Raw genomic sequence first — 21,997 nt, forward strand, 5'->3', positions numbered from 1 at the left:
AGCCGACCGAGCAGCCGTACGGCGTCCGCGACTGCGCCTTCCGCGATCCCGCGGGCAACCTGGTCCGCATCCAGGAGCTGCGCTGAGCCGTCCGGTCATCGATCCGGCCATGATGGCCGGTGTCGCGACCACCTGCGAAGAATGCGGCGGCCGGCGCTTCCAGGCAGCTGTCCTCGACCACCCCTTCGGAGCCCGCGCCATCGCAGAGGTGCTCGCGATGTCGGCCGCCGAGGCCGAGGCGCGCACGCCGACTGCCCACAACGGCGGCGTCGACATCCTCGCCGAGCCGGCCACCGGCCTCCATCCTGCCGCCGTCGAGCAGTCGCTCGGCCTGCTCGGCCTGCTCGACCGGCTCGTCGGCTCCGGCGAGCCGGTCATCGCCATCGAGCACCTCGCCGCCTACTTCAGCATGCAACCCAGGTGCTCGCGGACATCGATGAAAAGGAGTTCTCTCATGTGTCACCCATCGTGGGGCCGCGCACGCACCGCGGCGCAGCGCCTGAGCGACCTCGCGCGGCTGCGCCGAGTCCGTGACCGGATCGACCGGGAGTACGCGCAGCCGCTGAACGTCGAGGCGCTCGCCCGCGGCGTGAACATGTCGGCCGGGCACCTCAGCCGCCAGTTCCGGCTGGCCTACGGGGAGTCGCCGTACGCCTATCTGATGACGCGTCGCATCGAGCGCGCGACGGCGCTGCTGCGTCGTGGAGACCTCGGCGTCACCGAGGTCTGCTTCATCGGTCGGCTGCTCATCGCTGGGCACCTTCAGCACCCGCTTCACCGAGCTGGTCGGCATGCCGACCAGCGCCTACCGGCGCCGCGCAACGGGCGCTGCGGCGGGGATGCCGCCGTGTGTGGCGAAACAGGTGACAAGACCGATCAGGAATCAAGAAGCGCCGGTCGCCGAGCCGCAACTAGCGTGATGGCCATGGCATCCATCGAATCCGTAACCCTCGACGTGGCCGACCCCACGGCCGCCAACCACTTCTACACCGCCGCCTTCGGTTTGGACACGCAGATACGCCTGCGGGCCTCGGAGGCACCCACAACCGGCTTCCGTGGGTTCACGCTGGCGCTCACGGTGTCCCAGCCGGCCACCGTCAACAGCCTCATCGACGCCGCCCTCGACGCCGGCGCCACGTCGCTGAAGCCTGCCGCGAAGTCGCTGTGGGGCTACGGCGGTGTCGTACAGGCCCCGGACGGGACGATCTGGAAGGTCGCGACCTCGGCGAAGAAGGACACCGGCCCTGCCACCCGGCGGGTCGACGAGATTGTGCTCCTGCTGGGAGTCGCGGACGTGGCCGCGAGCAAGAGGTTCTACGTCGACCAAGGCCTTGCCGTGGCGAAGAGCTTCGGCCGCATGTACGTCGAGTTCGCTGCTGGGTCGAGTCCCGTCAAGCTGGCGCTGTACAGACGCCGTGCCCTTGCCAAGGACGTCGGCGTCTCTCCCGACGGCACCGGATCGCACCGGCTCATGATCGGCGGCGATGCCGGGCCTTTCACCGACCCGGACGGGTTTGCATGGGAGGCCGCATCGCTGGCAGCCACGCCCTGATGTGTCGCTGCTGCCTGCCCTGCCTGGTCGCCCATCACGAGACAGCCGCCGGGCTCGGGGCGGTGCCGGGTGCCGAGCTGATGCGCCCGCCGTGGCCGACCACCATCGTCACTCGGACCGAGTGCACCGCGCCCCTCGCCGGCCATGGGGTTCGGGTACTGCCGCCGCCGAGCTGCTGAGCCAGGCCGGGTTGGTTATGCACGCGCACCTGCTGCGCGAGCCCGACGATGCCGAGAAGGTGCCGCGGGCCCACCTGCCGGCTCGCAAATCGGCCGACGTGCTCAGCCGCCGATCGCTGTGCTGACCAGCGCTTCGAGTTGGGTGGAGTTGGCAGAGGGGCGGGTGCTGCGTTTGGCGCGGCATATGGCGACGGCGCCTTCGACCGCGGCGACGATGCCCCGTCAAGCCTCTTGGGTATAGAGAGGCCTGTGCCGCGTCTCCTTGTACCGCGTACTCAAGTCGACGCGGGGGACCGACAGCGATAGACCTGCCCCATGACCTCACCTTTTGGAGAGCTGCTCCCCGGTACGCAACGAGCCCTTCTGCATCGCATCGCCGTCGCTCAGTCCGAAGGGCGCGCCCCCTCGGTCGTCGCCGCTGTGGCGCGCGAGGGACACCTGGTCTGGACGGGTTCCCGTAGCTCGGTCGACGGACATGCCCCGGACGCCGACACCCAGTACCGCATTGGCTCGATCACCAAGACCTTCACGGCCGTCCTGGTGCTGAGGCTGCGCGACGAGGGGCTGCTGGACCTGAACGACCTTCTGGAGAAGCATCTCCCCGGCACGGGAGTGGGGGATGTGACCGTCGCTCAGCTCCTCGGCCACAGCGCCGGTCTGGGCGCGGAATCCCCGGCGCCGTGGTGGGAGCGGACGCCGGGCTCGCTCCGCCCCGAACTCTCCGATGTCCTCGGTGAACAGCCGCGGATGCATCCCGTCGGCCGCCGCCACCACTACTCCAACCCTGGCTATACACTGCTCGGTTCGCTGATCGAGGCGGTACGCGGGGCGTCCTGGGAGGAGGTCCTGCAGCGCGAGATCCTGGAACCGCTCGCCATGGACCGTACAAGCGCACAGACTCGGGCCCCGTATGCCGGCGGCTGGGCGGTGCACCCTTGGGCCGATGTGATACTCCCCGAGCCTTCCGAGGATCTCGGTCTGATGGCTCCGGCCGGACAGCTCTGGTCGACCGCCGCCGATCTCTGCAGGTTCGCCGCATTCCTTGCCGAGGGTGACGACCGCGTGCTGAGCGCCGCGTCCGTGCGGGAGATGCGGACGCCGTCCGTGCCGGCGGAGGTGGGCGAGTGGGACAGCGCCTACGGCCTGGGGATGCAGGTCCAGCGGAGGGACGGGCGCACTCTGGTCGGGCACACGGGTTCGCTGCCCGGCTTTGTCGCCGGGCTCTGGGTGAGCGTGGACGACGGGGTGGCCGCCGTCGCGCTCGCCAATGCCACCTCGGGGCCGCTTACCGCGGTGGTCGCCGCCGATCTCGTGCGGATCGTGGCCGAGGCCGAGCCGCGTATCCCTGAGCCCTGGCTGCCGCTGCCCGAGGTCGATCAGTCGCTCCTTGAGCTGACCGGGCCCTGGTACTGGGGGACATACTCCTTCGGTCTGCGCCTTGGCGCCGACCGTGGTGTGGAACTGCAGCCGCTCCGCGGCACCGGCCGCGGTTCGCACTTCGTTGCAGAGGCGGACGGGACCTGGACGGGCCTTGACGGTTACTACGCGGGGGAGACATTGCGGGCGGTGCGGCGGGACGACGGGTCGGTGAGCCATCTCGACCTGGGGTCGTTCGTTTTCACACGTGCACCGTACGAGCCGGGCGAGGCGGTGCCCGGCGGCGTGGACAAGGAGGGCTGGCGCGGACTCCGAAGCTGAAGCGGATGTCCGCGTGGAACGGATGTGGACTGAAACGGATGAGGACGTGAAACGGAGGTGATGTTTCACGTGAAACGGGCGCGAGGCTGACCCCGGACAGCCGTCAGGCAGTCAACTCCCGCTCCAGCGGCGTACGGAAGCGGGGCGTGATCCGTGCCTCTCCCACCCACGCCGACAGTCGTGAGGCCTCCGCTTCGATCGCGGCGGCGGCCTCACGGCCCGGGTCGGTCAGCAGTCGCCAGACGATCTCGCCGTCCGCGCGCTGGGTCCAGCCGCCGATGATCTCTCCGTTCCACCACACGGTGGGGCCGATATTGCCCGAGCGGTCGAAGAGAGCGGCGCGATGGTCAACGCTGAGATGAAAGCCGCGGTCGGCCCAGGCCATGGCACTCGGATCGAGCGCGGGGAGCAGTGCGGCCCAGGACTCCACGGGCGGTTCGGGCACGGTGTCGCCGGGCGCCACATAGCCCGTGCCCGCATCGAGGCCGACCTCCTCGGCGCCGACGGCAGCCAGCGCTGTGCGTACATCGCCGAGGGTCCACCCCGTCCACCATTTGAGGTCGGCCTCGGTGGCCGGTCCGTACGAGAGCAGCCAGCGCCTGGCCAGTTCGGCCCGTGCCTCGGCGGGCGGCAACGGAGGCCATGGCTCGCTCGCCGTCCACCGGAACTGGCTGGAGGTCCAGGATCCGCGCGGCCGGTCCCGCCGGATGCGGCCGTCGGCGGCGAGTACGCGGATCACCCGGCTGGCCACGCCCTGTACCGTCTCGTACTTCTTGCCGGGGAAGACGGTGATCTTCGTCCGAAGGGCCGGGACGTCGGTGGAGAGCTGGCCGCCGGTCGCGGAGCCGCGTGCGGCGAGAGCGGCCAGGACCGCCTCCTCGGCTTCGGCGAGCCACTGTTCGTCCAGCCCGTTCCCGTCCTCCGCCAGATGACTGATGAGTGTCCTGCGCTCCTTGGCGGCGATGGAACGCGCGGTGGACGCATCGACATACGGGGCGAGTTCGGCTGAGACGGCGAAGAGCGTGCGCCGCATGGAGAGCAGCCGGACCAGCGTCACGTCCTCGTACAGGGACTGCTCCACGGCTTGGACGCCCGGATCGGTGAGGCGTGCGCAGGCGGAGAGGAAGACGGTCGAGGCGTCGGTGGCGTGCAGTGCGACGATCGCGTCGGCGACCGCCACCGGTGTGTCACCCCGTACGGACGGGGCCAGCAGATGGCGGCGGCCGAGCCGGATGCGGCGCTGCTCGTCACTGATCCGGTGCACGATGAATTCCCTTGGTCAGAGCGGGAGTTTGAACCCCACATGGGAGGCGGTGAAGCCGAGCCGCTCATAGAAGCGGCGCGCATCGGTGCGGCTGACGTCCGACGTCAGCTGCACCAACTGGCAGTCCTGACGTCGCGATTCGTCGATGGCCCATTCGATGAGCCGGGTGCCGAGTCCGCTGCCGCGCTCGTCGGCGTGGATGCGGACGCCCTCGATGATCGAGCGGGTGGAGCCGCGGCGGGACAGCCCGGGGATGATCGTGAGCTGGAGCGTGCCGACGACCCGGTCCTCGCGTACAGCGACGGCCTGGTACTGATTCGGGTCCTGGGCAAGCCGTTCGAAGGCGGCGGTGTACGGGGCGAGGTCCTCCGGCGATTCGCGCTGAGCGCCCAGCGGGTCGTCGGCGAGCATCGCCACGATCGCCGGGATGTCTTCGACTGCCGCCGGCCGTATTTCCAGATCGCTCATGATCGGCAGACTACGCGGGGACCCGCAGTTCCTCGACAGTCCTGACCAGGGGAGCCAGCTCGGGGTTCTTGGCTGCCTCATCGAGCGCCTCGCGCAGAGCCGTGTCGTTGGTGGGCCGCGCCTCGGCGAGCAACTGCAGACCGGCCTCGGTGACGTCGGTGTAGATGCCGCGCCGGTCGGTGTCGCAGAGATAGCGGGTCAGCAGGCCGCGGTCCTCGAGGCGGGTGACCAGGCGGGTGGTGGCGCTCTGGCTGAGGACGACGGCGTCGGCGACCTGCTTCATCTGCAGATGGCCGCCGGGGCCGCTGTGCTGGCGGCTCAGGACGTCGAGCAGTGAGTACTCGCGCATGCTCAGGCCGTGCCGGGACTCGAGGGCGCGCTCGATATGGGCCTCGATCTTCCCGTGGAGCAGGGAGAGAGCGCACCAGCTCTGAGAGAGAGCGATGAGTGCGGGATCGGTCGCGGTCATGTGTCTTCCTCCTCCGGGCCGGAGCGGCTTCTCACCAGAATAGACGACGAGTGCAATAGCCCGCGCTTGCAATTAGCCCGCGTATGCAATTATTGTCGACGCTCGTAAGGCGCAGATGCAATCGTCTCGGAAGGTGTTGTTCCATGCCACTCGCGCTCCTCGCACTCGCCATTGGGGCCTTCGGTATCGGCACCACCGAGTTCGTGATCATGGGGTTGCTGCCCGAGGTCGCCACGGACTTCGGGGTGTCGATCCCCACAGCCGGGTTCCTGGTTACCGGCTATGCGCTCGGTGTCGTACTCGGCGCCCCGCTGATGACCGTCCTCGGCACCCGGATCTCCCGCAAGCGCATGCTGATGCTGCTGATGGGACTCTTCATTGCGGGCAACCTGCTCTCCGCGGTCGCCCCGGTGTTCGGCGTGATGCTCGCCGGCCGGGTAGTCGCCTCGCTGGCGCACGGCGCGTTCTTCGGTATCGGCTCGGTCGTCGCGGCGGATCTCGTCGCCCCCGAGAAGAAGGCCGGCGCCATCGCGATGATGTTCACCGGTCTGACAGTGGCCAATGTCGTGGGCGTCCCGCTGGGCACCTTCGTAGGCCAGAGCATCGGATGGAGGGTGACCTTCGCCTTCGTCGCCGGGCTCGGTGTCATCGGCCTCGTCGGCATCGCGAAGCTCGTACCCCACATGCCGAAGGTCGAGGGTGTACGGCTGCGCCACGAGCTGGCCGCCTTCCGCAATGCGCAGGTGCTGCTCGCCATGGCGATGACGGTCCTCGGCTTCGGCGGAGTCTTCGCCGCCATCACCTACATCACGCCGATGATGACCGAGGTCACCGGCTTCGCCGATGGCTCCGTCACCTGGCTGCTCGTCCTCTTCGGCCTCGGCATGGTCGGTGGCAACCTCGTCGGCGGCAAGTTCGCGGACCGTGCCCTGATGCCGATGCTGTATGTGTCGCTGGGTGCCCTTGCGGTCGTGCTCGCCCTGTTCACGCTCACCGCCCACAACAGGATCGCGGCGGCCGTGACCATCGTGCTGATCGGGGCCCTGGGATTCGCGACCGTCCCGCCCTTGCAGAAGCGGGTCCTGGACCAGGCTGCCGGAGCCCCCACGCTGGCCTCTGCCGTCAACATCGGCGCCTTCAACCTCGGCAACGCGCTCTCGGCCTGGCTGGGCGGCATGGTCATCGCGGCCGGCCTCGGCTACACCGCCCCCAACTGGGTCGGCGCCGCCCTCGCCGCCTCGGCTCTCGCTCTCGCCGTCCTCTCACGCCGTCTCGAGCGCCGCACCGACACCAGTCAGGTCATCGCCGCCTCCAGCCCCGACGCGGCGCTGGCCACCGCAGCCCACCACTGAAGGTGGATCTGCCCGACCGGCTAGCCCGCCGCGACCGTCAAAGGTGCAAAGCGGCGGGTCCAGTCCCCCGGAAGGCTCGGGATGCCGTACGTCATCACCGCGTTGAAGGCGATCGGCTCCAGGCCGTGCTTCTTCACCCAGGTGAGCAGTGCCTCATGGCGTAGGTCGATATCCGTACGGAGCGGCCGGTCCGTGCCCGCCGCCAGCGAGGCGATCAGCGCTTGCGCCGTCTCCGTGTCCCGGGCGATCAGTGGTCCGACGACCTGAGTCTCCATGTTCGGCCAGGCCGCCGCGTAGCCCGTCAGGACGCCGTCCTCCTCCGCCACCCGGAGCTGGTCCGCGAAGGCGGGCAGGCGGGTGATCATATGGGTGCGGTCCAGGCCGAAGACCTCGGTGTCGAGGCGCAGGACGGCAGGGAGGTCCTCGGCGGTCGCCGGGCGGGTGAACACTTCGGCGGCCGGGCCCGAGGCATGGAAGTGGCCGCGGACCATTTCGGCGCGGCCAGTGTTCATGAAGCCCAGCTCCTCGTAGAGCGGCTGTCCGTTCGGGGTGGCGTGCAGGGTGACCGGGGTCTCCGCGGTCACCTCGAGCACATGCTTCATCAGGCGCCGTCCGACGCCCTGGCGGGCGAACCGTTCGGCGACGAGCACCATCCCGATCGCGGCGAGCCCAGGGCCGTACGAAGTCAGTACGCAGGCGGTCATCAGTCCCTTGCCGGCCGGGTCGTCGATGCCGTACCCCGTCCCTGCCGTCAGCAGCAGGCCCCATTTGTGCTCCTCGCGAGGCCAGCCGCGGTCCTCGGACAGATCGGCGCACGAAATGAGGTCATCCGTGGTCAGACGGCGAATGGGCAGCTCGGAGAGCGGTGTCGACATAGAGGTCAGGCTGTCTGACGCGGTGATCGTTCGTCCAGTGCTTTCGGTGAAGTGGCCAAGACGCGCGACCGCCGGCCGCGCCGCGTGAGTCCCCACGGCTTGAGGACGGAGATGACGGTCATGAAGACGTATGTGGTCAGGGAGACGGCCGGGCCCATCACCAGGTCGAGCGGCTCGGCCAAGGGAGCGCCGGACGAGATGGTGTCGACCGCGCTGTTGACCCCAGGGCGCAGAGCGAAGAGTGACGCGGTGATGGTGGCGAGGGTCAGCCAGAACTTCGTATAGACCCAGCGGTGTCTGGCAAGGCCCCATTTGGTGCGGAGCGACAGCAGCAGACCACTGATCAGGGTCAGCATCGCGACCGGGATCACCAGCCAGTCTGTGAAGACCTTCATTGAGCGGCACGTGGCCTCGGTCATCGGCCCCGACTCGGTGGTGGCGGCGGTGACGGCAAGCGCGAGCAGACCGAGCGTGAGCCCGAGCCAGCCGGCGGATGCGGCTACATGGACGACGAGGAGGGCCCGGCGAGTGGGGCGCCTGAGTGGTTTCACGTGAAACACGGTGCCGGGTGGGCCGGACCGTCGCGTCTGACAGCGGGAGTAATCGCGAGTACTAGCCTCGGCGTACATGGAGGGAACACGCAGGCTGCACATATTCGATCTCGACGGCACACTGATCCGCGGATCGGCGGCGCCCGTGGAGATATCCCGGCAGCTGGGGCTGCTGGAAGAGATCGGCGAGCTGGAGCGGGACATCATCGCCCGCAGGATCGACCCGCCGGAGTATGCGGTGCGTGTGCACGCTCTGTGGGCCGATCTCACCGAGGCGCATGTGGCGGCCGCTTTTGAGACGGCGCCCTGGCTCGACGGTATCCAGGAGGTGTGGCGGGAGATCCGTAAAGGCGGCGACTACTGCGCCGTCATTTCACTCTCGCCCTCCTTCTTCGTGGAGCGGCTGCTGGGCTGGGGAGCTCATGCGGCGCATGGCTCACTCTTTCCCGAGCTGCCCTTCACCCGGCCCGTGGACCCCGCGGGCATTCTCAACGCGGCCGCGAAAGTGGAGATCGCTGATCGGCTTTGTGCAGACTTCGGGGTTGGCCTGGACGCATGTGTTGCATACGGTGATTCCATGTCCGACGCGGAGATCTTCGCGTCGGTGCCCACAACGGTGGCGGTGAATGCCGACCACCATCTGTCGGGTCTGGCTACACACACCTATATGGGGGACGATCTGCGCGAGGTCTATGAACTGGTGCGATTTCGCAGATAGTTCACCAGCTCCGGGGGTCCGGGAGACCCGGCACATGGACATGGGGGCATTGGAGCCTAACGGGAAAGCGGGTTCGGATGCCCGGACTTTCCGCTCTTTGTCCAATGCGGTCCCGCCACCTGGCATGCTGCGACGACGGGCGCTGCGGTCAATGTCACATTCCGGGCTTACCTCTCCCTGATCGGCGCGTGGCCGAGGTTAGTGTGGGCCGGCAGCAGTCTTGAGGCAACGGGGAATTGAGGCACGTTCCGGACCAGCGGAAGTGCGTGGACCGACCGAAAGATGTTCGAGGCGAGGCAGACAATGGACGCTCCGACCACCACGTCGGCCGACAACGGCACTGCAGGTGACAGCGGCGGAGGCGGATGGTTCACCCCTCGTAAGCAGCCGGCCCAGGGCCGGGCCGCCCCCGCTCCCGCCCCCGGCGAGGGGGCGTCTGCGGGTGATGGCGGGCAGGAGCGAATAGCCGCCCCGCGGCGCCCCGTCGCCTCCATACGCCCGGTGGGCTCCGGTCCGTCCCGTACCGCGCCGTCGCCCGCGGCTGAAACTCAGACAGCCCATGTGGCCGCTGCCGCCGCCCCCATGGCCGCCGCCCCGCTCGATGAGACTGCTCTCGACGAGGTCCCCGTCGACGACCTCCCGATCGAGCACGACCCGATCGAGCGCGCCCCGGACGAGCGCCCCCCGCTCGACAACGCCCACGAGGCCCAAGAGGCCCACACAGTGCATGAAACCCCCGGCCGCCACGAGGCCCCCACCCCTCATGAACCACCACCCGCCGCCCCCGCGGTCCCCGCTTCCCCCGACGCCATTCTCATCCGCCGCACCATGGCGGAGATCGAGCCCGTCGCCGACAAGGTCACCTCGTACTTCTACGCCCTGCTCTTCGTCCGCCATCCCGAGCTGCGTGGCCTCTTCCCCGCCGCCATGGACTCTCAGCGTGACCGGCTCCTCAAAGCCCTGCTCACCGCCGCCGATCACATGGACAACGCGGCCGTGCTCACCGACTACCTCCAGCACCTGGGCCGCGGCCACCGCAAGTACGGCACCCAGGCCGCGCACTACCCAGCCGTCGGAGAAGCGCTGATCGGCGCGCTGAGCCGGTACGCCACGACGACCTGGGACGAGGAGACCGAGGCCGCCTGGGTCCGTACGTACATCACGATCTCCCAGATCATGATCGACGCGGCCTCCGAGAACGAGCGGCACGCTCCCGCCTGGTGGCACGGCGAGGTGGTGTCGCACGACCTCAGAACTCCTGACATCGCGATCATCACCGTTCGCCCCGACCAGCCGTACGCCTTCCTGGCCGGCCAGTACACAAGCGTGGAAACGCCCTGGTGGCCGCGGATCTGGCGGCACTACTCCTTCGCCGGAGCGCCCCGCTCCGACGGTCTGCTCTCATTCCATGTCAAGGCGGTCCCGGCCGGCTGGGTCTCCAACGCCCTGGTCCACCACGCCCGCCCCGGGGACATCCTGCGCCTCGGGCCGCCCGCCGGCTCGATGACCGTCGACCACACCACCGACAACGGTCTGCTCTGTCTGGGCGGCGGTACCGGTATCGCTCCCATCAAGGCGCTGGTCGAGGATGTCGCTGAGCACGGCGAGCGGCGTCCGGTACAGGTCTTCTACGGAGCGCGCACCGATTTCGACCTCTACGACATCGACACGATGCTGCGGCTCCAGCAGACGCACCCCTGGCTCTCGGTCCGCCCGGTGGTCGACGGCCGGTCGCAGTTCCCGGACGCCGTACGGGAGTTCGGCCCGTGGTACGAGTACGACGCCTATCTCTCCGGACCGCCCGGAATGATCCGCAGCAGTGTCAACGCGCTGCGCGGCATCGGCATCCCGTCCGACCGGATCCGCCACGACTCCCTCGAAGAACTCGTGGCGGCCGGCGACTAGCGGCGTGCTGGGTGGCGTACTAGCCCAGGTCGGGTGCGTGCATCGCGCGTACGCCCTCGATATTGCCGTCCAGGTAGTGCCGCAGTGACAGCGGTACGAGATGGACGGCCGCGATCCCGACCCGGCTGAACGGCACCCGTACGATTTCGTACTCCCCGCAGGGCTCGTCGATCTCCGGGCCGTGCCGCCGCGCCGGGTCCATGGACTCCAGTCGGCAGACGAAGAAGTGCTGCACCTTCACCCCCGTCACACCGCCGTCCGTGATGTGTTCGACAGTGTCGACGAAGCAGGGCACCACATCGGTGATCTTGGCGCCGAGCTCTTCGTCCACCTCCCGGTGGAGCGCGTCGACGACAGTGGCGTCCTCGGGCTCGACCCCGCCACCGGGCGTGAGCCAGTAAGGATCCACTCCGGGTTTGGTGCGCTTGATCAGGACGAGGTCGCTGCCGTCCAGCAGGATGGCGCGTGCGGTGCGCTTGACCACAGGTCGTTCGGTCATGGCAAGAGAGTGGCCCACTCCACCCGTTCTGAAACTCCTGTCCGCCTTGCGGTCACCAGTCGACGGCTGCGCGCAGCAGCCACTCGTGCGCCCGCGCGATGTGCGGAAGGGGGAGTGTGCCGGTGCGTACGACCAGAAAGTACGTACGCAGCGGGGGCACCGGCGGGTCGAGCAGCGCCACCACCCGGCCGCGCTGCAAGGCGTCCTCGCAGAGATAGCGCGGCAGCACGGCGAGCCCGGCGCCCGAGGCCGCGGCCTCCAGGACCGCCCGCAGATCGGGCGCGATGACGGCGCCCGCGGCGGCCGGCCGGGAGTCGAAGACGGCGGACCAGTAGCGCGAGACCAGCGGCAGGGACTCGTGGACCTCCACGACCGGAAGCTGCTCGAGCACCACATGCCCCTTGCACAGGACGCCGGGCCCCAGCCGCGCCGCCCAGCGCGGCGAGGCGACGAGTACGTGCTCCTCGTCGCAGAGCGGAGTCGCGGTGAGCAGCCCGCCGCGTGGACGGGCCGTGGTGATGGCCAGATCGTGGTGTCCGGCGGCCAGCCCCTCCAGTGTTTCTTCGGAGTTTCCGAACGAGGCGCGCAGCGCCAGTCCCCGGGAGATCAGCGGGGTGAGGGCGGGCAGGGCGCGCAGCGAGGTGAACTCCGGGAGACCGGCGAGATGCAGGGTTCGTACGCCCGCCTCCTCGTCGAGCCCGGTCTCGGCGATCTCCACCAAGGCGTCCAGATGCGGCGCGGCCCGGTGCGCGAGCTCGTCGCCGATGGTCGTGGGGGTCACTCCGCGCGCCTGGCGCAGGAACAGCGGGCGGCCAAGCTGCCGCTCCAACGTGCGGATCTGGCCGGTCACCGCGGGCTGGGAGAGGCCGAGCAGCGCCGCGGCGCGGGTGAATGAGCCGGCCCGGTGCACCGTGACGAATGTGCGTAACAGGGCCAGATCCATGCCATGCCCTCCCGACCCGACGATACGCGCCCGACGATGCAGCCTGACTGCGTCCACCGGGCAATGCCCGCGGACCCGGCCAACTATAAATAAGTCGATAGGTCGCTGTCGCTACTGTGATTGGACACTGACACAGAGTCAACTAGCCTTGGTCACGCGGTTCTTGACGCGTGGAACCGAGGGCGGTCCGAGCCATGAGGGGGGAGGCTCGGGCCGCCCGTTGTACGTACAGCCTCTCAGCGCGCCGACGTACACCGGCGTACGCCCCCGGGCCCCCGGGCTACGGCCCCGGCCTACGGAGTCGAGTCCGCCGCCTCGTCCAGCGCCCGCAGCACATCTGCCACCAGGTCCTCGGCGTCCTCTGCGCCCGCCGAGAAGCGGATGAAGCCATCCGGCACGGCGTCGCCGCCCCAGCGTCCGCGCCGTTCCGCAGTGGAGCGCACGCCACCGAAGCTCGTCGCGTCGTCCACCAGCCGCAGACTGTCCATGAAGCGTTCCGCGTGGCCGCGGTCCGGCAGGACGAACGAGACCACACAGCCGAAGCGCCGCATCTGCAGCGAGGCTGTTTTGTGCGAAGGGTCCGTCGCCAGGCCCGGATAGCGCAGACCGGTCACCTCGCCACGCCCGCTCAGCGTCTCCGCGAGCGCCAGCGCGTTCGCGCACTGCCGCTCGATCCGCAGCTGCAGCGTGGCCAGCGAGCGGTGCGCGAGCCACGCTTCCATCGGGCCCGGGATCGCTCCTACGACCTTGCGCCACTGCCGTACACCCGCGGCCAACTCCGTATCACGGCAGGTCACATGGCCGAGCAGGATGTCGCCGTGACCTGTCATGCCCTTGGTGTCGCTGGCCACCGAGAAGTCGGCGCCCAGCTCCAGCGGGCGCTGGCCGAGCGGCGTCGCCAGGGTGTTGTCGACCGCGACCAGAGCACCGGCCGTGTGCGCAGCCTCCGCGAGCCGCCGCACATCGCACACATCGAGCCCCGGATTGGACGGTGTCTCGATCCACAGCAGCCGGGCGCCGTCCAGGACGGACAGCTGCGCGTCGTCGCCGGTCGGCGCGGTGCGCACCTCGACGCCGTACGCCTCGAGCCGCTCGCGCACCAGCGGCAGCGCCTGATAGCCGTCGACCGGCAGCACGACTGCGTCACCGGCCTTGAGCTGCGAGAAGAGCACGGCCGAGACCGCTGCCATGCCCGAGGCGAAGGTCACGGTCTCGACGGACTCCCCCGGCGCCTCCAGCTCGCCGATCGCCCGCTCGAGATGCGTCCAGGTGGGGTTGGTGTCACGGCCGTAGGTGTACGGCCCGGTGGCTTCGCCCGGCAGATGGAAGTGGGCCGCGAAGACCGGACCCGGCAGGGTCGGTTCGTACTTCACCGGCTCGGGCAGCCCCGCTCGTACCGCCCTGGTGCCATCCCCTGTCTTCGATGGGAAGGTCGTATGTCCCGCGCTCATGCAGCTCGCTCCTCGACAGCCGTGCGTACCGCGTCGAGCAGGCCCTCGCTCGCCGCCTCCACCATGTTCAGGCACTCCTCGAAGCCGTCCATGCCGCCGTAGTACGGATCCGGAACATCCAGATCCGCGACGGCCGATGGATCGTACGCCCGCAGCAGACGTACCTTCGCGGCGTCCACGGCTGTCGGCGCGAGCCGCCGCAGCTCCCGCAGATGCCCCTCGTCCAGCGCGATCACCAGATCGAGGAGAGGGAACCAGGCGGCGCGAAACTGGCGCGCGCTGTGCCTGGACTCGTAGCCGCCTGCCTCCAGCACGGCGACGGTGCGCCGGTCGGCACCGTCGCCCTCGTGCCAGCCATCCGTGCCGGCACTGTCCACCTCCACCACCCCGTCGAGTCCGGCGTCCGCCACTCGCGCGCGGAAGACGGACTCGGCCATGGGCGAGCGGCAGATGTTGCCGGTGCAGACAAAACAGATGCGATACGCAGAATTCACGCGGTACTCAGTCCTTGTCGGGCAGGGCGACATTCATCGCCCATGAAACGACGGAGATGATCAGGCCACCGAGCACGGCCGTCCAGAAGCCCTCGACATGGAAGTTCAGATCGAACTGGTCGGCCAGCCAAGAGGTCAGCAGCAGCATCAGGGCATTGATCACCAGCGTGATCAGCCCCAGCGTGAGGATGAACAGCGGCAACGTGAGCAGCTTCACCACCGGCTTGACAAGGAAATTGACCAGCCCGAAGAGCAGGGCCACCAGAACCAGCGTCCATGCCTTCCTGCCGGTGCTGTCACCGGTCAGGGTGATGTCCTGCAGCAGCCATATCGCGATCAGCAGGGCTGCCGCGTTGGCGATCGTCTTGACTACGAAATTCTTCATGTGTCTGATCGTGGCAGACGTGATCGGACCAAGGCAGGGGCGGGCGGACGATGAAGGCATTCCGACTGGACGAGCTGGAGGCGGAGCGCGCCGCCAATGACGGTGCGTATCTGCAGTTCCTGCGCGAACGGAACATGTCGGTCGGCCTGTACGCACTGGACGCAGGCGAGCTCGACCCGCAGCTGCCCCACCGCCAGGACGAGGTGTACTTCGTCGTCAGTGGCCGGGCCGCCATCACCGTCGGGATGGAAACGACGCAAGTCGGACGGGGCAGCGTGGTCTATGTCCCGGCCGGAGTGGCGCACAAGTTCCACCACGTCACCGAGGATCTGCGGGTCATGGTGGTCTTCTCTCCGCCTGAGAGCTGAGCGTGACCCTGTCCTGTCCCTAGGGGTTCGGTCAGGGGAGTTCAAGGGCCGGCGAGCCCCCGCTGCCGCCCTCTCCCGCCTAGCATCGAAGCCAGGAACTCAGAGAAACGAGGTAAGGACGATGGCTGTGCGAGAGATGTTCGCGGGGATGCCGTGGTGGGTGAAGTGGGTTGCGGTGCCCGTTATCACCCTTGTTGTGTTCGGTGGGCTGATTGCCAGCGTCGTCGGCTTTGTGATCGGGCTGCTCTTCAAGGCTCTGGTCTTCGTCGCTCTCGTCGGCGGACTCATCTTTGTCGTACGGAAGTTCATGGCGTCCTCGAGTTCGAACAGCGACTGGTAGAGCGACCGGTGCCCTTGGTCAGCGTCTGCTGAGCCGGCGCGACGAGCGGATCCGCCGAACATCGGGACCGCAATCGCGGTCATGGCCGGATCCTGTCGCCGTGATGGCCATTTCCCTCCCTTCGCCTGGAAGAACGATTACTGCCTGAGATCGAACAGCTACGTAGCGGTATGGCTGGGCTGCTAAGTTCGCTAACCTTCTCTATCAGTATCTGAAAAATCACTCCTTGTGATCTTCCAGCGCTTCCAGCACCATTGCGTCAAGAGGGCCATGGGGTGCCAATCCTGGCCGTTTTCAGCAGGTTTCATCTCTGCTTCAGCCACTGCGGGGTACACGATGCGTGAGTCGGTCCATGCCGAGGTCCTCATGAGTTTCCTTGTCTCAGAGGAGCTCTCCTTCCGGATCCAGGTGGAGCTCCGATACGAGACGGAGGACCCCTACGCGGTACGGATGACCTTCCATCTACCCGGAGACGCCCCCGTGACCTGGGCATTCGGCCGTGAGTTGCTGCTCGACGGCATCAACGGGCCGAGTGGGGACGGCGATGTGCACATTGCGCCGACCGGTCCCGCAGGGCTGTCCGACGTCGGCATCAGGCTCCAGGTCGGCCGCGACCGGGCGCTGTTCCGGTCGAGCGCGGCGCCACTGGTGGGCTTCCTCGACCGCACCGACAAGCTGGTGCCGCTGGGGCAGGAGCGCACACTGGGCGAATTCGAGGGCAGTCTGGAAGAGGCGCTCGGGCGCATCCTCGCCGAGGAGAACGCCGGTTGAGCGGTGGCCGGAGTGCCGATGAGCTACTTCTTGCGGCGGCGGCCCTTCCCGCTGCGCACCGGCGGCACCGGTGATCCCGGCGGACCGCTCACCGCGCCTGACGCTCCCGCCGTACTCGGCCGGTCCGCGGACACCACCATCGCGGCGAGCGCGGTGGTCACCGGAACCGAAGCAACCAGACCGATCGACCCCACCAGGGTCCGAACGATCTCCACTGCCACCAACTCACTGCTGGCCACCGTGCCCACACTGCTCTGCGCGATCGAGAAGAGCAGCAGCAGCGGCAACGCCGCGCCCGCGTAAGCGAGTACGAGCGTGTTCACGACCGACGCGATATGGTCCCGGCCGATCCGGATGGCTGCCCGGTAGAGCCCGCGCGGCCCCAAGCCCGGATCCGCCTGGTGCAGCTCCCAGACCGCCGAGGTCTGGGTCACTGTCACATCGTCGAGCACACCGAGCGAACCGATGATGACGCTGGCCAGCAGCAGACCGCTCAAGTCGATGTTCGGAAACAGGCCATGGATCAGGCCGGTGCTGTCGTCGGTGTTGCCGGTCAGTCTCGCCCAGCCGATGAAGAGCGAACCGAGCAGTCCGATCAGCAGCAGCGAGATCAGCGTGCCGAGGACCGCGACCGACGTACGTGCGGTGAGTCCGTGGCACAGATAGAGAGCGATCAGCATGATGGCGCTCGCCCCGATCACCGCGACGATCAGGGGATTTGAGCCCTGCAGGATCGCCGGCAGGATGAACAGGGTCAGTACGGCAAACGAGGCGGCGAGCGCGATCAGCGCCATCACACCGCGCATCCGTCCCACCAGCACCACCACGAGCGCGAAGATCCCGGCCAGCAGCACCATCGGGAACTTACGGTCCACATCGGTCACGGAGTACTGAAGATCGCGGGGCGCATCGGGTGCGTACGCCACCACCACCCCCTGGCCCTTGCTCAACTGCCGTGGAGCGTCCGGCTGGACGATCTCGGTGAAGGTACGGCCCTTGTCCTTACCGCTGGTGACCTCGATCGTCGCCTTCGCGCAGCTGCCCCGCTGGGAATTGACCGCCTCGCGCCCCTCGGGCGTCGAGGTGTCACCGGTCGGCGGCACCTGCGCCGCATTCACGTCCTTGCAGTTGACCTTCGCGACCGTCACCACCTTGCCCTGCTCGGTCTGCCGGTCGAAGCCGACACCGCTGCGCTGATGGTCGGGAGCGCCGCCCGGCCAGAGTACGAACAGCCCGACCAAAACCGCCGTGGAGAAGGGAATCAGCACCGCGGCGATGACCTTGCGAAGGTGCTTGGAGACGGGCGCGGCCGGCCCGTGGCTGTGCGCATGGCCGTGTGCTTCGGGTGTCTGCTGCGAGGAGGTCACCGGCCGATCATCGCAAGAACGGGAGAGGCCCACTGTTCAGCACGCCAGAAATGACGCTAGCGTGGTGGCACCTTTGCACACGCGGGAGCTCGGAGCACCGGGCTGAGAGGGCGCTGACCTTCGTACGAGTCGTGACGAATCGTACGGAAGCCGCTGCGTCGACCGCCGAACCTGTTACCGGGTAATGCCGGCGTAGGGAGTAGGTCTCATGACCGTTCAGGATGCACGCACGCCTGCCGCCGACCAGGCGGAGCGCAAGCCCGGCTGGCACAAGGGGTACGTCGAGGGTTCGCGCCCCGACCTCCGGGTGCCGGTCCGGCAAGTGCACCTCACCAATGGCAAGGACGTGACGCTGTACGACACGTCCGGCCCGTACACCGATCCCACCGTCGAGACCGACGTCCGCCGCGGCCTGCCGCCGCTGCGGGAGAACTGGATCATCGGCCGCGGCGACACCGAGGAGTATGCCGGCCGCCCGGTCCGTCCCGAGGACGACGGGATCAAGCACACCTCGCCGCGCGGGGGACTGCGCAACCTCGACGCCGTCTTCCCCGGCCGCCCGCGCCAGCCCCGCCGGGGCCGCGACGGCCAGGCGGTGACACAGCTCGCGTACGCCCGCCGCGGTGAGATCACCCCGGAGATGGAGTACGTCGCGATCCGTGAGAACGTCTCCGCCGAGGTCGTCCGTGAAGAGATCGCGGCGGGCCGGGCCGTCCTGCCCGTCAACGTCAACCACCCCGAGATCGAGCCGATGATCATCGGCAAGCGATTCCTGGTGAAGGTCAACGCCAACATCGGCAACTCCGCGGTCACCTCCTCCATCGAGGAGGAGGTGGACAAGATGACCTGGGCCACCAAGTGGGGCGCGGACACGGTCATGGACCTCTCCACCGGCCGCAACATCCACACCACCCGCGAGTGGGTGCTGCGCAACTCCCCGGTCCCGATCGGCACCGTGCCCCTCTACCAGGCGCTCGAGAAGGTCGACGGCAAGGCCGAGGAGCTGACCTGGGAGGTCTACAAGGACACGGTCATCGAGCAGGCCGAGCAGGGCGTCGACTACATGACCGTCCACGCGGGCGTGCTGCTGCGGTACGTGCCGCTCACCGCCCGCCGCAAGACGGGCATCGTTTCCCGCGGTGGCTCGATCATGGCGGCCTGGTGTCTGGCGCACCACAAGGAATCGTTCCTGTACGAGAACTTCGAGGAGCTCTGCGAGATCCTCGCCTCCTACGACGTGACGTACTCCCTCGGCGACGGACTGCGCCCCGGCTCGATCGCGGACGCCAATGACGAGGCGCAGTTCGCGGAGCTGCGTACGCTCGGCGAGCTCAACACCATCGCCAAGCGTCACAACGTGCAGACGATGATCGAGGGCCCGGGCCATGTCCCGATGCACAAGATCAAGGAGAACATCGACCTTCAGCAGGAGATCTGCGAGGAGGCCCCCTTCTACACGCTCGGCCCGCTGACGACGGACGTGGCGCCCGCGTACGACCACATCACCTCCGGTATCGGCGCCGCGATGATCGCCTGGTGGGGAACGGCGATGCTCTGCTACGTCACGCCCAAGGAGCACTTGGGCCTGCCGGACCGCGACGATGTGAAGACCGGTGTCATCACCTACAAGATCGCGGCGCATGCGGCGGACCTCGCGAAGGGCCACCCGGGAGCGCAGGAGTGGGACGACGCGCTCTCCGACGCGCGCTTCGAGTTCCGGTGGGAGGACCAGTTCAATCTGGCCCTCGACCCGGACACGGCACGGGAGTTCCACGACGAGACGCTGCCGGCCGAGCCGGCGAAGACCGCACACTTCTGCTCGATGTGTGGTCCGAAGTTCTGCTCGATGAAGATCTCCCAGGACATCCGGCGGCAGCACGGTGCCTTGCAGGAGGAGATCGAGGCGGGCATGGACGAGAAGTCCAAGGAGTTCGCCGCGGCCGGCAACCGGGTCTATCTGCCGATCGCGGAGTGAACTCCCGGCCACGGGCGCCGGCCGGGGTCACTCCGGCTGGTGCTCGGGGCCGCCGAAGTCCGGACTGGTGAAGTCCGGACTGGTGAAGGTGGGTCTCTGGCCCGTCGTCGAGCCCTCGCTCGGGCTGGAGTAGTCCGGGCCGCTGTAGCCGACTTTCGGGATACGGCTCACATGGCTCGGCGGGTCCGCGGACGACGGGTCGGCGCTGGGATCGGCCAGCGCTGCCCGCAGAAACGGCAGCAGGCCGCGTTCCAGCACCGCATGACGCCAGGCCTCCCTGGCGCGGGCCACCTCGTCCGGCTCGCCCGCCGACTCTTCGGCCGGGACCTGGGTCGCGCCGTTGCGCAGAGCGGTGAGCAGCAGTGCGACCGCGGCGACCAGGATTCCGGCCGCCGTGACCGCGCCGAAGAACCACCCGGCGGTGAGCAGGCTGTCCGCGAAGGACGGCGTGGGGCTGAGCATCTTCAGGATGTAGCCGACCAGCAGAAAGATCGCCGCAGCCGTTCCCGCGAGCACCGGCGCCAGTACGGCGATGACGGCGGCGAATCCGGCGCCGCTCTCGTCTGCCTCGCCCGCGGCCGGGGCCAGCACGGAATTGTGCACGGACGCGGCGGCCGTGGGCGCGCGCAGGTCCTCGCGGACCTTCACATAGTGCTCGTACTCGGCTGCGGCCGCTGTGGTGATGAGTGCTGTCGCGTTCAGGGCCATGGTGCGGAGTTGCTCGGCGTTCAGGCGCTGCCCCACGGCAGCGAGATCCGGACGGTCATGGGCGTTGCGCAGCGCGTCATCGAGGATTCGCTCGTACTCGGCACGATCCTCGGTCAGCAGGTGCGGAGCGCTGTTCATGTGCATCCCCCGATGCTCCGTAGGGCCGGATTGCCCGCATCGACCGGGCGGTTGGGCAGAAACGGAGGAGAGCCTGCTACGGATAAGCCGATGGTAGAGCGGTTACGGCACGGGGTGACAGGGGGTTTCCGTAAATCCCCTGTCGAGGGTTGGCTCAGTCAGGCAGCGGGAGTTCGACCACAAGCAGCTTTCCGGCCATGGTCACGCCGCCGTCCATGGCGATCGCGAGCCCGTCGGCGTACACATGCGGGCCTTCGACAACCGGACGCGCGCCGTCCTCACCGTCCTCGGTGCCCACCTCGCCGAGCAGATACGGAATGGGGCTGTGGCCGTGCACAACGCGTCGGCCGCCGTAGGCGGAGAGCAGTTCGCGTACGGCCTGCGGGCCACCGTCGTCGCGGAAGGCGAAGCGCCTGGTGAACTTGCGGAACAGGTCCCAGCACTCGTCGGCGTCATTGCGGGTCAGGGTCTCGCGGACGGTGTCGTTGACCGCTTCGATCGAGTCGCCGTACTCGAGATAGGCCGTGGTGTCGGAGTGCATCAGCAGATGCTCGTCCTCCAGCTCGATGGCGTCGAGGCGCGCCATCCACTGCAGATGGACGTCCTGCAGACGGTCCATATCGGACTTCTGGCCGCCATTGAGCAGCCAGGCGGCCTGGAAAGTGGCGGTTCCGGCCCCGGAGTTGACGGGGGTGTCGCCGAACCGCTTGGCGCCGAGCAGCAGCAGTTCGTGGTTGCCCATCAGGGCCTTGCAGTAGCCGCCGGCGGCCGCGGCCTCGGCGGAGAGCCGCATGACGAGGTCGATGACGCCGATGCCGTCGGGGCCCCGGTCGGTGAAGTCGCCGAGGAACCAGAGCCGGGCGTTGCCCGCGGCCCACTGGCCGTCCGCGTCGATGAGGCCCTGTTCGGTGAGGGCCGCGTGGAGTTCGTCGAGATACCCGTGGACGTCGCCGACGACGTAGAGCGGGCCGAGCCCGTCGGCCGCGGGCGTCTCGGACGGGTTGATCTGCACCTGGACGGTGTCGCCGGGGCCGCTGCGGCTGATCACCGGGAGGTCACGCGCGGTGGGGGTGTAGCCCTCCGGGGTCTCGCTCTCCGGGACGGCGTTGCCGGGATGGCCGGACTCCGTGGACTGCTGCACTTGAGACCGCTGTGGCTGTGGCTGTGATTGCTGTGCCTGTGCCTGCGGCTCCTGCGGCTGCGGTGCGTGCTGCTCTGGCGCCTCGGACTGTGGTTCCTGCTGCTGCGGCGCCGAGGACTGCGGTGCATGCTGCTGCGGCGCCGCGGATGGCGCTTCCTGCTGCTGCGGTGCAGCGGTCTGTGGTTCCTGTGACTGCACGGGAACCTGCGCATACGGCGGTACACGGAAATCGCGCAACGTCGCCGTCCGCACCACGGGTCCTTGACCGGCCCCCTGAGTCATCGACCCCTCCACCACCGTCGCGCCGCCGTTCACCTCTCGGCCCAGCCTGGTCGGGGTGGTCCGCGGTGTCGTGCGCCCATCATAGGAATGAGCTCCGCGCTGTG

The 21,997-nt window shown here is 68.5% G+C and carries 22 protein-coding genes, 2 pseudogenes and 1 riboswitch; of the genes and pseudogenes, 11 read left to right on the top strand and 13 right to left on the bottom strand.

Going from position 1 to position 21,997, the window contains the following annotated elements:
* The 4 genes and pseudogenes from AB0D12_RS19635 to AB0D12_RS19650 form a co-directional block, all read left to right on the top strand.
* A pseudogene (locus tag AB0D12_RS19635) lies at positions 1–86 on the top strand (VOC family protein); the annotation flags it as partial.
* Positions 87–454: 368 nt separating this feature from the next.
* A pseudogene (locus AB0D12_RS19640) lies at positions 455–920 on the top strand (AraC family transcriptional regulator).
* Between the two features lie 5 nt (positions 921–925).
* Positions 926–1,552: a glyoxalase gene (locus tag AB0D12_RS19645; RefSeq protein ID WP_362684106.1), complete on the top strand. Its 627-nt coding sequence runs from the start codon at positions 926–928 to the stop codon at positions 1,550–1,552.
* A gap of 494 nt (positions 1,553–2,046) precedes the next feature.
* Positions 2,047–3,429, top strand: a complete 1,383-nt coding sequence (locus tag AB0D12_RS19650) for a serine hydrolase domain-containing protein (RefSeq protein WP_362684109.1) — start codon at positions 2,047–2,049, stop codon at positions 3,427–3,429.
* A 103-nt stretch (positions 3,430–3,532) separates the two neighbouring features.
* On the opposite strand, the gene AB0D12_RS19655 is transcribed toward AB0D12_RS19650, so the two are convergent.
* The 3 genes from AB0D12_RS19655 to AB0D12_RS19665 are packed head-to-tail and all read right to left on the bottom strand — an operon-like array spanning position 3,533 to position 5,630.
* Positions 3,533–4,693 carry a winged helix DNA-binding domain-containing protein gene (locus AB0D12_RS19655; protein WP_362684112.1) on the bottom strand — a complete coding sequence of 387 codons (1,161 nt, stop codon included), beginning with the start codon at positions 4,691–4,693 and terminating at the stop codon, positions 3,533–3,535.
* A gap of 15 nt (positions 4,694–4,708) precedes the next feature.
* Positions 4,709–5,161: a GNAT family N-acetyltransferase gene (locus AB0D12_RS19660; RefSeq protein ID WP_362684115.1), complete on the bottom strand. Its 453-nt coding sequence runs from the start codon at positions 5,159–5,161 to the stop codon at positions 4,709–4,711.
* 10 nt (positions 5,162–5,171) lie between these two features.
* Positions 5,172–5,630 (bottom strand): MarR family transcriptional regulator, encoded by a 459-nt coding sequence (locus AB0D12_RS19665; protein ID WP_362684118.1) that lies wholly within the window; start codon positions 5,628–5,630, stop codon positions 5,172–5,174.
* Positions 5,631–5,773: 143 nt separating this feature from the next.
* Between AB0D12_RS19665 and AB0D12_RS19670 the strand changes: the two genes are divergently transcribed.
* Positions 5,774–6,982: an MFS transporter gene (locus AB0D12_RS19670; RefSeq protein WP_362684121.1), complete on the top strand. Its 1,209-nt coding sequence runs from the start codon at positions 5,774–5,776 to the stop codon at positions 6,980–6,982.
* A 20-nt stretch (positions 6,983–7,002) separates the two neighbouring features.
* Here the strand turns inward: AB0D12_RS19670 and AB0D12_RS19675 are convergent, their stop codons facing one another.
* Positions 7,003–7,857 carry a GNAT family N-acetyltransferase gene (locus AB0D12_RS19675; protein ID WP_362684124.1) on the bottom strand — a complete coding sequence of 285 codons (855 nt, stop codon included), beginning with the start codon at positions 7,855–7,857 and terminating at the stop codon, positions 7,003–7,005.
* 5 nt (positions 7,858–7,862) lie between these two features.
* Positions 7,863–8,408: a DUF2269 domain-containing protein gene (locus AB0D12_RS19680; protein ID WP_362684127.1), complete on the bottom strand. Its 546-nt coding sequence runs from the start codon at positions 8,406–8,408 to the stop codon at positions 7,863–7,865.
* Positions 8,409–8,484: 76 nt separating this feature from the next.
* Here AB0D12_RS19680 and AB0D12_RS19685 point away from each other — a divergent pair, with 76 nt between their 5' ends.
* Together AB0D12_RS19685 and AB0D12_RS19690 are read left to right on the top strand one after the other, a co-directional pair.
* Positions 8,485–9,126, top strand: coding sequence for an HAD-IB family phosphatase (locus tag AB0D12_RS19685; protein WP_362684130.1), 642 nt, complete (start codon positions 8,485–8,487; stop codon positions 9,124–9,126).
* Positions 9,127–9,429: 303 nt separating this feature from the next.
* Positions 9,430–11,031: a globin domain-containing protein gene (locus AB0D12_RS19690; RefSeq protein ID WP_362684133.1), complete on the top strand. Its 1,602-nt coding sequence runs from the start codon at positions 9,430–9,432 to the stop codon at positions 11,029–11,031.
* Positions 11,032–11,050: 19 nt separating this feature from the next.
* Here AB0D12_RS19690 and AB0D12_RS19695 read toward each other — a convergent pair whose 3' ends face one another.
* From AB0D12_RS19695 to AB0D12_RS19715, 5 genes are all read right to left on the bottom strand, one after another.
* Entirely contained in the window at positions 11,051–11,530 is a 480-nt protein-coding gene (locus tag AB0D12_RS19695; protein ID WP_362684136.1) for an NUDIX hydrolase, read from the bottom strand.
* Positions 11,531–11,582: 52 nt separating this feature from the next.
* Positions 11,583–12,473: a LysR family transcriptional regulator gene (locus tag AB0D12_RS19700; protein ID WP_362684139.1), complete on the bottom strand. Its 891-nt coding sequence runs from the start codon at positions 12,471–12,473 to the stop codon at positions 11,583–11,585.
* 293 nt (positions 12,474–12,766) lie between these two features.
* On the bottom strand, positions 12,767–13,924 hold the full coding sequence (locus AB0D12_RS19705) for a cystathionine gamma-lyase (protein WP_362684142.1): 1,158 nt from the start codon (positions 13,922–13,924) through the stop codon (positions 12,767–12,769).
* Positions 13,921–14,418, bottom strand: a complete 498-nt coding sequence (locus AB0D12_RS19710) for a low molecular weight protein-tyrosine-phosphatase (RefSeq protein WP_362684145.1) — start codon at positions 14,416–14,418, stop codon at positions 13,921–13,923. Before AB0D12_RS19710 ends, AB0D12_RS19705 begins: the two co-directional genes overlap by 4 nt.
* 7 nt (positions 14,419–14,425) lie before the next feature.
* Complete coding sequence (locus AB0D12_RS19715; protein ID WP_362684148.1) at positions 14,426–14,803, bottom strand: phage holin family protein; 378 nt, start codon at positions 14,801–14,803, stop codon at positions 14,426–14,428.
* A 50-nt stretch (positions 14,804–14,853) separates the two neighbouring features.
* On the opposite strand from AB0D12_RS19715, the gene AB0D12_RS19720 reads away from it, so the two are divergent.
* From AB0D12_RS19720 to AB0D12_RS19730, 3 genes are all read left to right on the top strand, one after another.
* Positions 14,854–15,171 carry a cupin domain-containing protein gene (locus tag AB0D12_RS19720; protein WP_362684151.1) on the top strand — a complete coding sequence of 106 codons (318 nt, stop codon included), beginning with the start codon at positions 14,854–14,856 and terminating at the stop codon, positions 15,169–15,171.
* 127 nt (positions 15,172–15,298) lie between these two features.
* Positions 15,299–15,511: a DUF5326 family protein gene (locus AB0D12_RS19725; protein WP_362684648.1), complete on the top strand. Its 213-nt coding sequence runs from the start codon at positions 15,299–15,301 to the stop codon at positions 15,509–15,511.
* A gap of 336 nt (positions 15,512–15,847) precedes the next feature.
* Entirely contained in the window at positions 15,848–16,282 is a 435-nt protein-coding gene (locus tag AB0D12_RS19730; protein ID WP_362684154.1) for an SsgA family sporulation/cell division regulator, read from the top strand.
* 23 nt (positions 16,283–16,305) lie between these two features.
* Here AB0D12_RS19730 and AB0D12_RS19735 read toward each other — a convergent pair whose 3' ends face one another.
* Entirely contained in the window at positions 16,306–17,649 is a 1,344-nt protein-coding gene (locus AB0D12_RS19735; RefSeq protein WP_362684157.1) for a YibE/F family protein, read from the bottom strand.
* Between the two features lie 71 nt (positions 17,650–17,720).
* Positions 17,721–17,865: riboswitch (TPP riboswitch) on the top strand.
* Between AB0D12_RS19735 and thiC the strand changes: the two genes are divergently transcribed.
* Positions 17,858–19,624 (top strand): phosphomethylpyrimidine synthase ThiC, encoded by a 1,767-nt coding sequence (thiC, locus tag AB0D12_RS19740; RefSeq protein WP_362684160.1) that lies wholly within the window; start codon positions 17,858–17,860, stop codon positions 19,622–19,624. (Overlaps the previous riboswitch by 8 nt.)
* 27 nt (positions 19,625–19,651) lie before the next feature.
* On the opposite strand, the gene AB0D12_RS19745 is transcribed toward thiC, so the two are convergent.
* Together AB0D12_RS19745 and AB0D12_RS19750 are read right to left on the bottom strand one after the other, a co-directional pair.
* Positions 19,652–20,476 (bottom strand): hypothetical protein, encoded by an 825-nt coding sequence (locus tag AB0D12_RS19745; protein WP_362684163.1) that lies wholly within the window; start codon positions 20,474–20,476, stop codon positions 19,652–19,654.
* Positions 20,477–20,624: 148 nt separating this feature from the next.
* A complete protein-coding gene (locus AB0D12_RS19750) occupies positions 20,625–21,893 on the bottom strand; it encodes a metallophosphoesterase (RefSeq protein WP_362684166.1) in 1,269 nt (422 codons plus the stop codon).
* Between the last annotated feature and the right edge of the window lie 104 nt (positions 21,894–21,997).

The sequence above is a fragment of the Streptomyces sp. NPDC048479 genome (assembly GCF_040651435.1).
GTDB lineage: Bacteria > Actinomycetota > Actinomycetes > Streptomycetales > Streptomycetaceae > Streptomyces.

Coding starts and splice junctions, on each gene's coding strand:
- AB0D12_RS19645 (WP_362684106.1), top strand. CDS start 926: ATGGCATCCATCGAATCCGTAACCCTCGACGTGGCCGACCCCACGGCC.
- AB0D12_RS19650 (WP_362684109.1), top strand. CDS start 2,047: ATGACCTCACCTTTTGGAGAGCTGCTCCCCGGTACGCAACGAGCCCTT.
- AB0D12_RS19660 (WP_362684115.1), bottom strand. CDS start 5,161: ATGAGCGATCTGGAAATACGGCCGGCGGCAGTCGAAGACATCCCGGCG.
- AB0D12_RS19665 (WP_362684118.1), bottom strand. CDS start 5,630: ATGACCGCGACCGATCCCGCACTCATCGCTCTCTCTCAGAGCTGGTGC.
- AB0D12_RS19670 (WP_362684121.1), top strand. CDS start 5,774: ATGCCACTCGCGCTCCTCGCACTCGCCATTGGGGCCTTCGGTATCGGC.
- AB0D12_RS19675 (WP_362684124.1), bottom strand. CDS start 7,857: ATGTCGACACCGCTCTCCGAGCTGCCCATTCGCCGTCTGACCACGGAT.
- AB0D12_RS19685 (WP_362684130.1), top strand. CDS start 8,485: ATGGAGGGAACACGCAGGCTGCACATATTCGATCTCGACGGCACACTG.
- AB0D12_RS19690 (WP_362684133.1), top strand. CDS start 9,430: ATGGACGCTCCGACCACCACGTCGGCCGACAACGGCACTGCAGGTGAC.
- AB0D12_RS19695 (WP_362684136.1), bottom strand. CDS start 11,530: ATGACCGAACGACCTGTGGTCAAGCGCACCGCACGCGCCATCCTGCTG.
- AB0D12_RS19700 (WP_362684139.1), bottom strand. CDS start 12,473: ATGGATCTGGCCCTGTTACGCACATTCGTCACGGTGCACCGGGCCGGC.
- AB0D12_RS19705 (WP_362684142.1), bottom strand. CDS start 13,924: ATGAGCGCGGGACATACGACCTTCCCATCGAAGACAGGGGATGGCACC.
- AB0D12_RS19715 (WP_362684148.1), bottom strand. CDS start 14,803: ATGAAGAATTTCGTAGTCAAGACGATCGCCAACGCGGCAGCCCTGCTG.
- AB0D12_RS19720 (WP_362684151.1), top strand. CDS start 14,854: ATGAAGGCATTCCGACTGGACGAGCTGGAGGCGGAGCGCGCCGCCAAT.
- AB0D12_RS19730 (WP_362684154.1), top strand. CDS start 15,848: ATGCGTGAGTCGGTCCATGCCGAGGTCCTCATGAGTTTCCTTGTCTCA.
- thiC (WP_362684160.1), top strand. CDS start 17,858: ATGACCGTTCAGGATGCACGCACGCCTGCCGCCGACCAGGCGGAGCGC.
- AB0D12_RS19745 (WP_362684163.1), bottom strand. CDS start 20,476: ATGCACATGAACAGCGCTCCGCACCTGCTGACCGAGGATCGTGCCGAG.
- AB0D12_RS19750 (WP_362684166.1), bottom strand. CDS start 21,893: ATGACTCAGGGGGCCGGTCAAGGACCCGTGGTGCGGACGGCGACGTTG.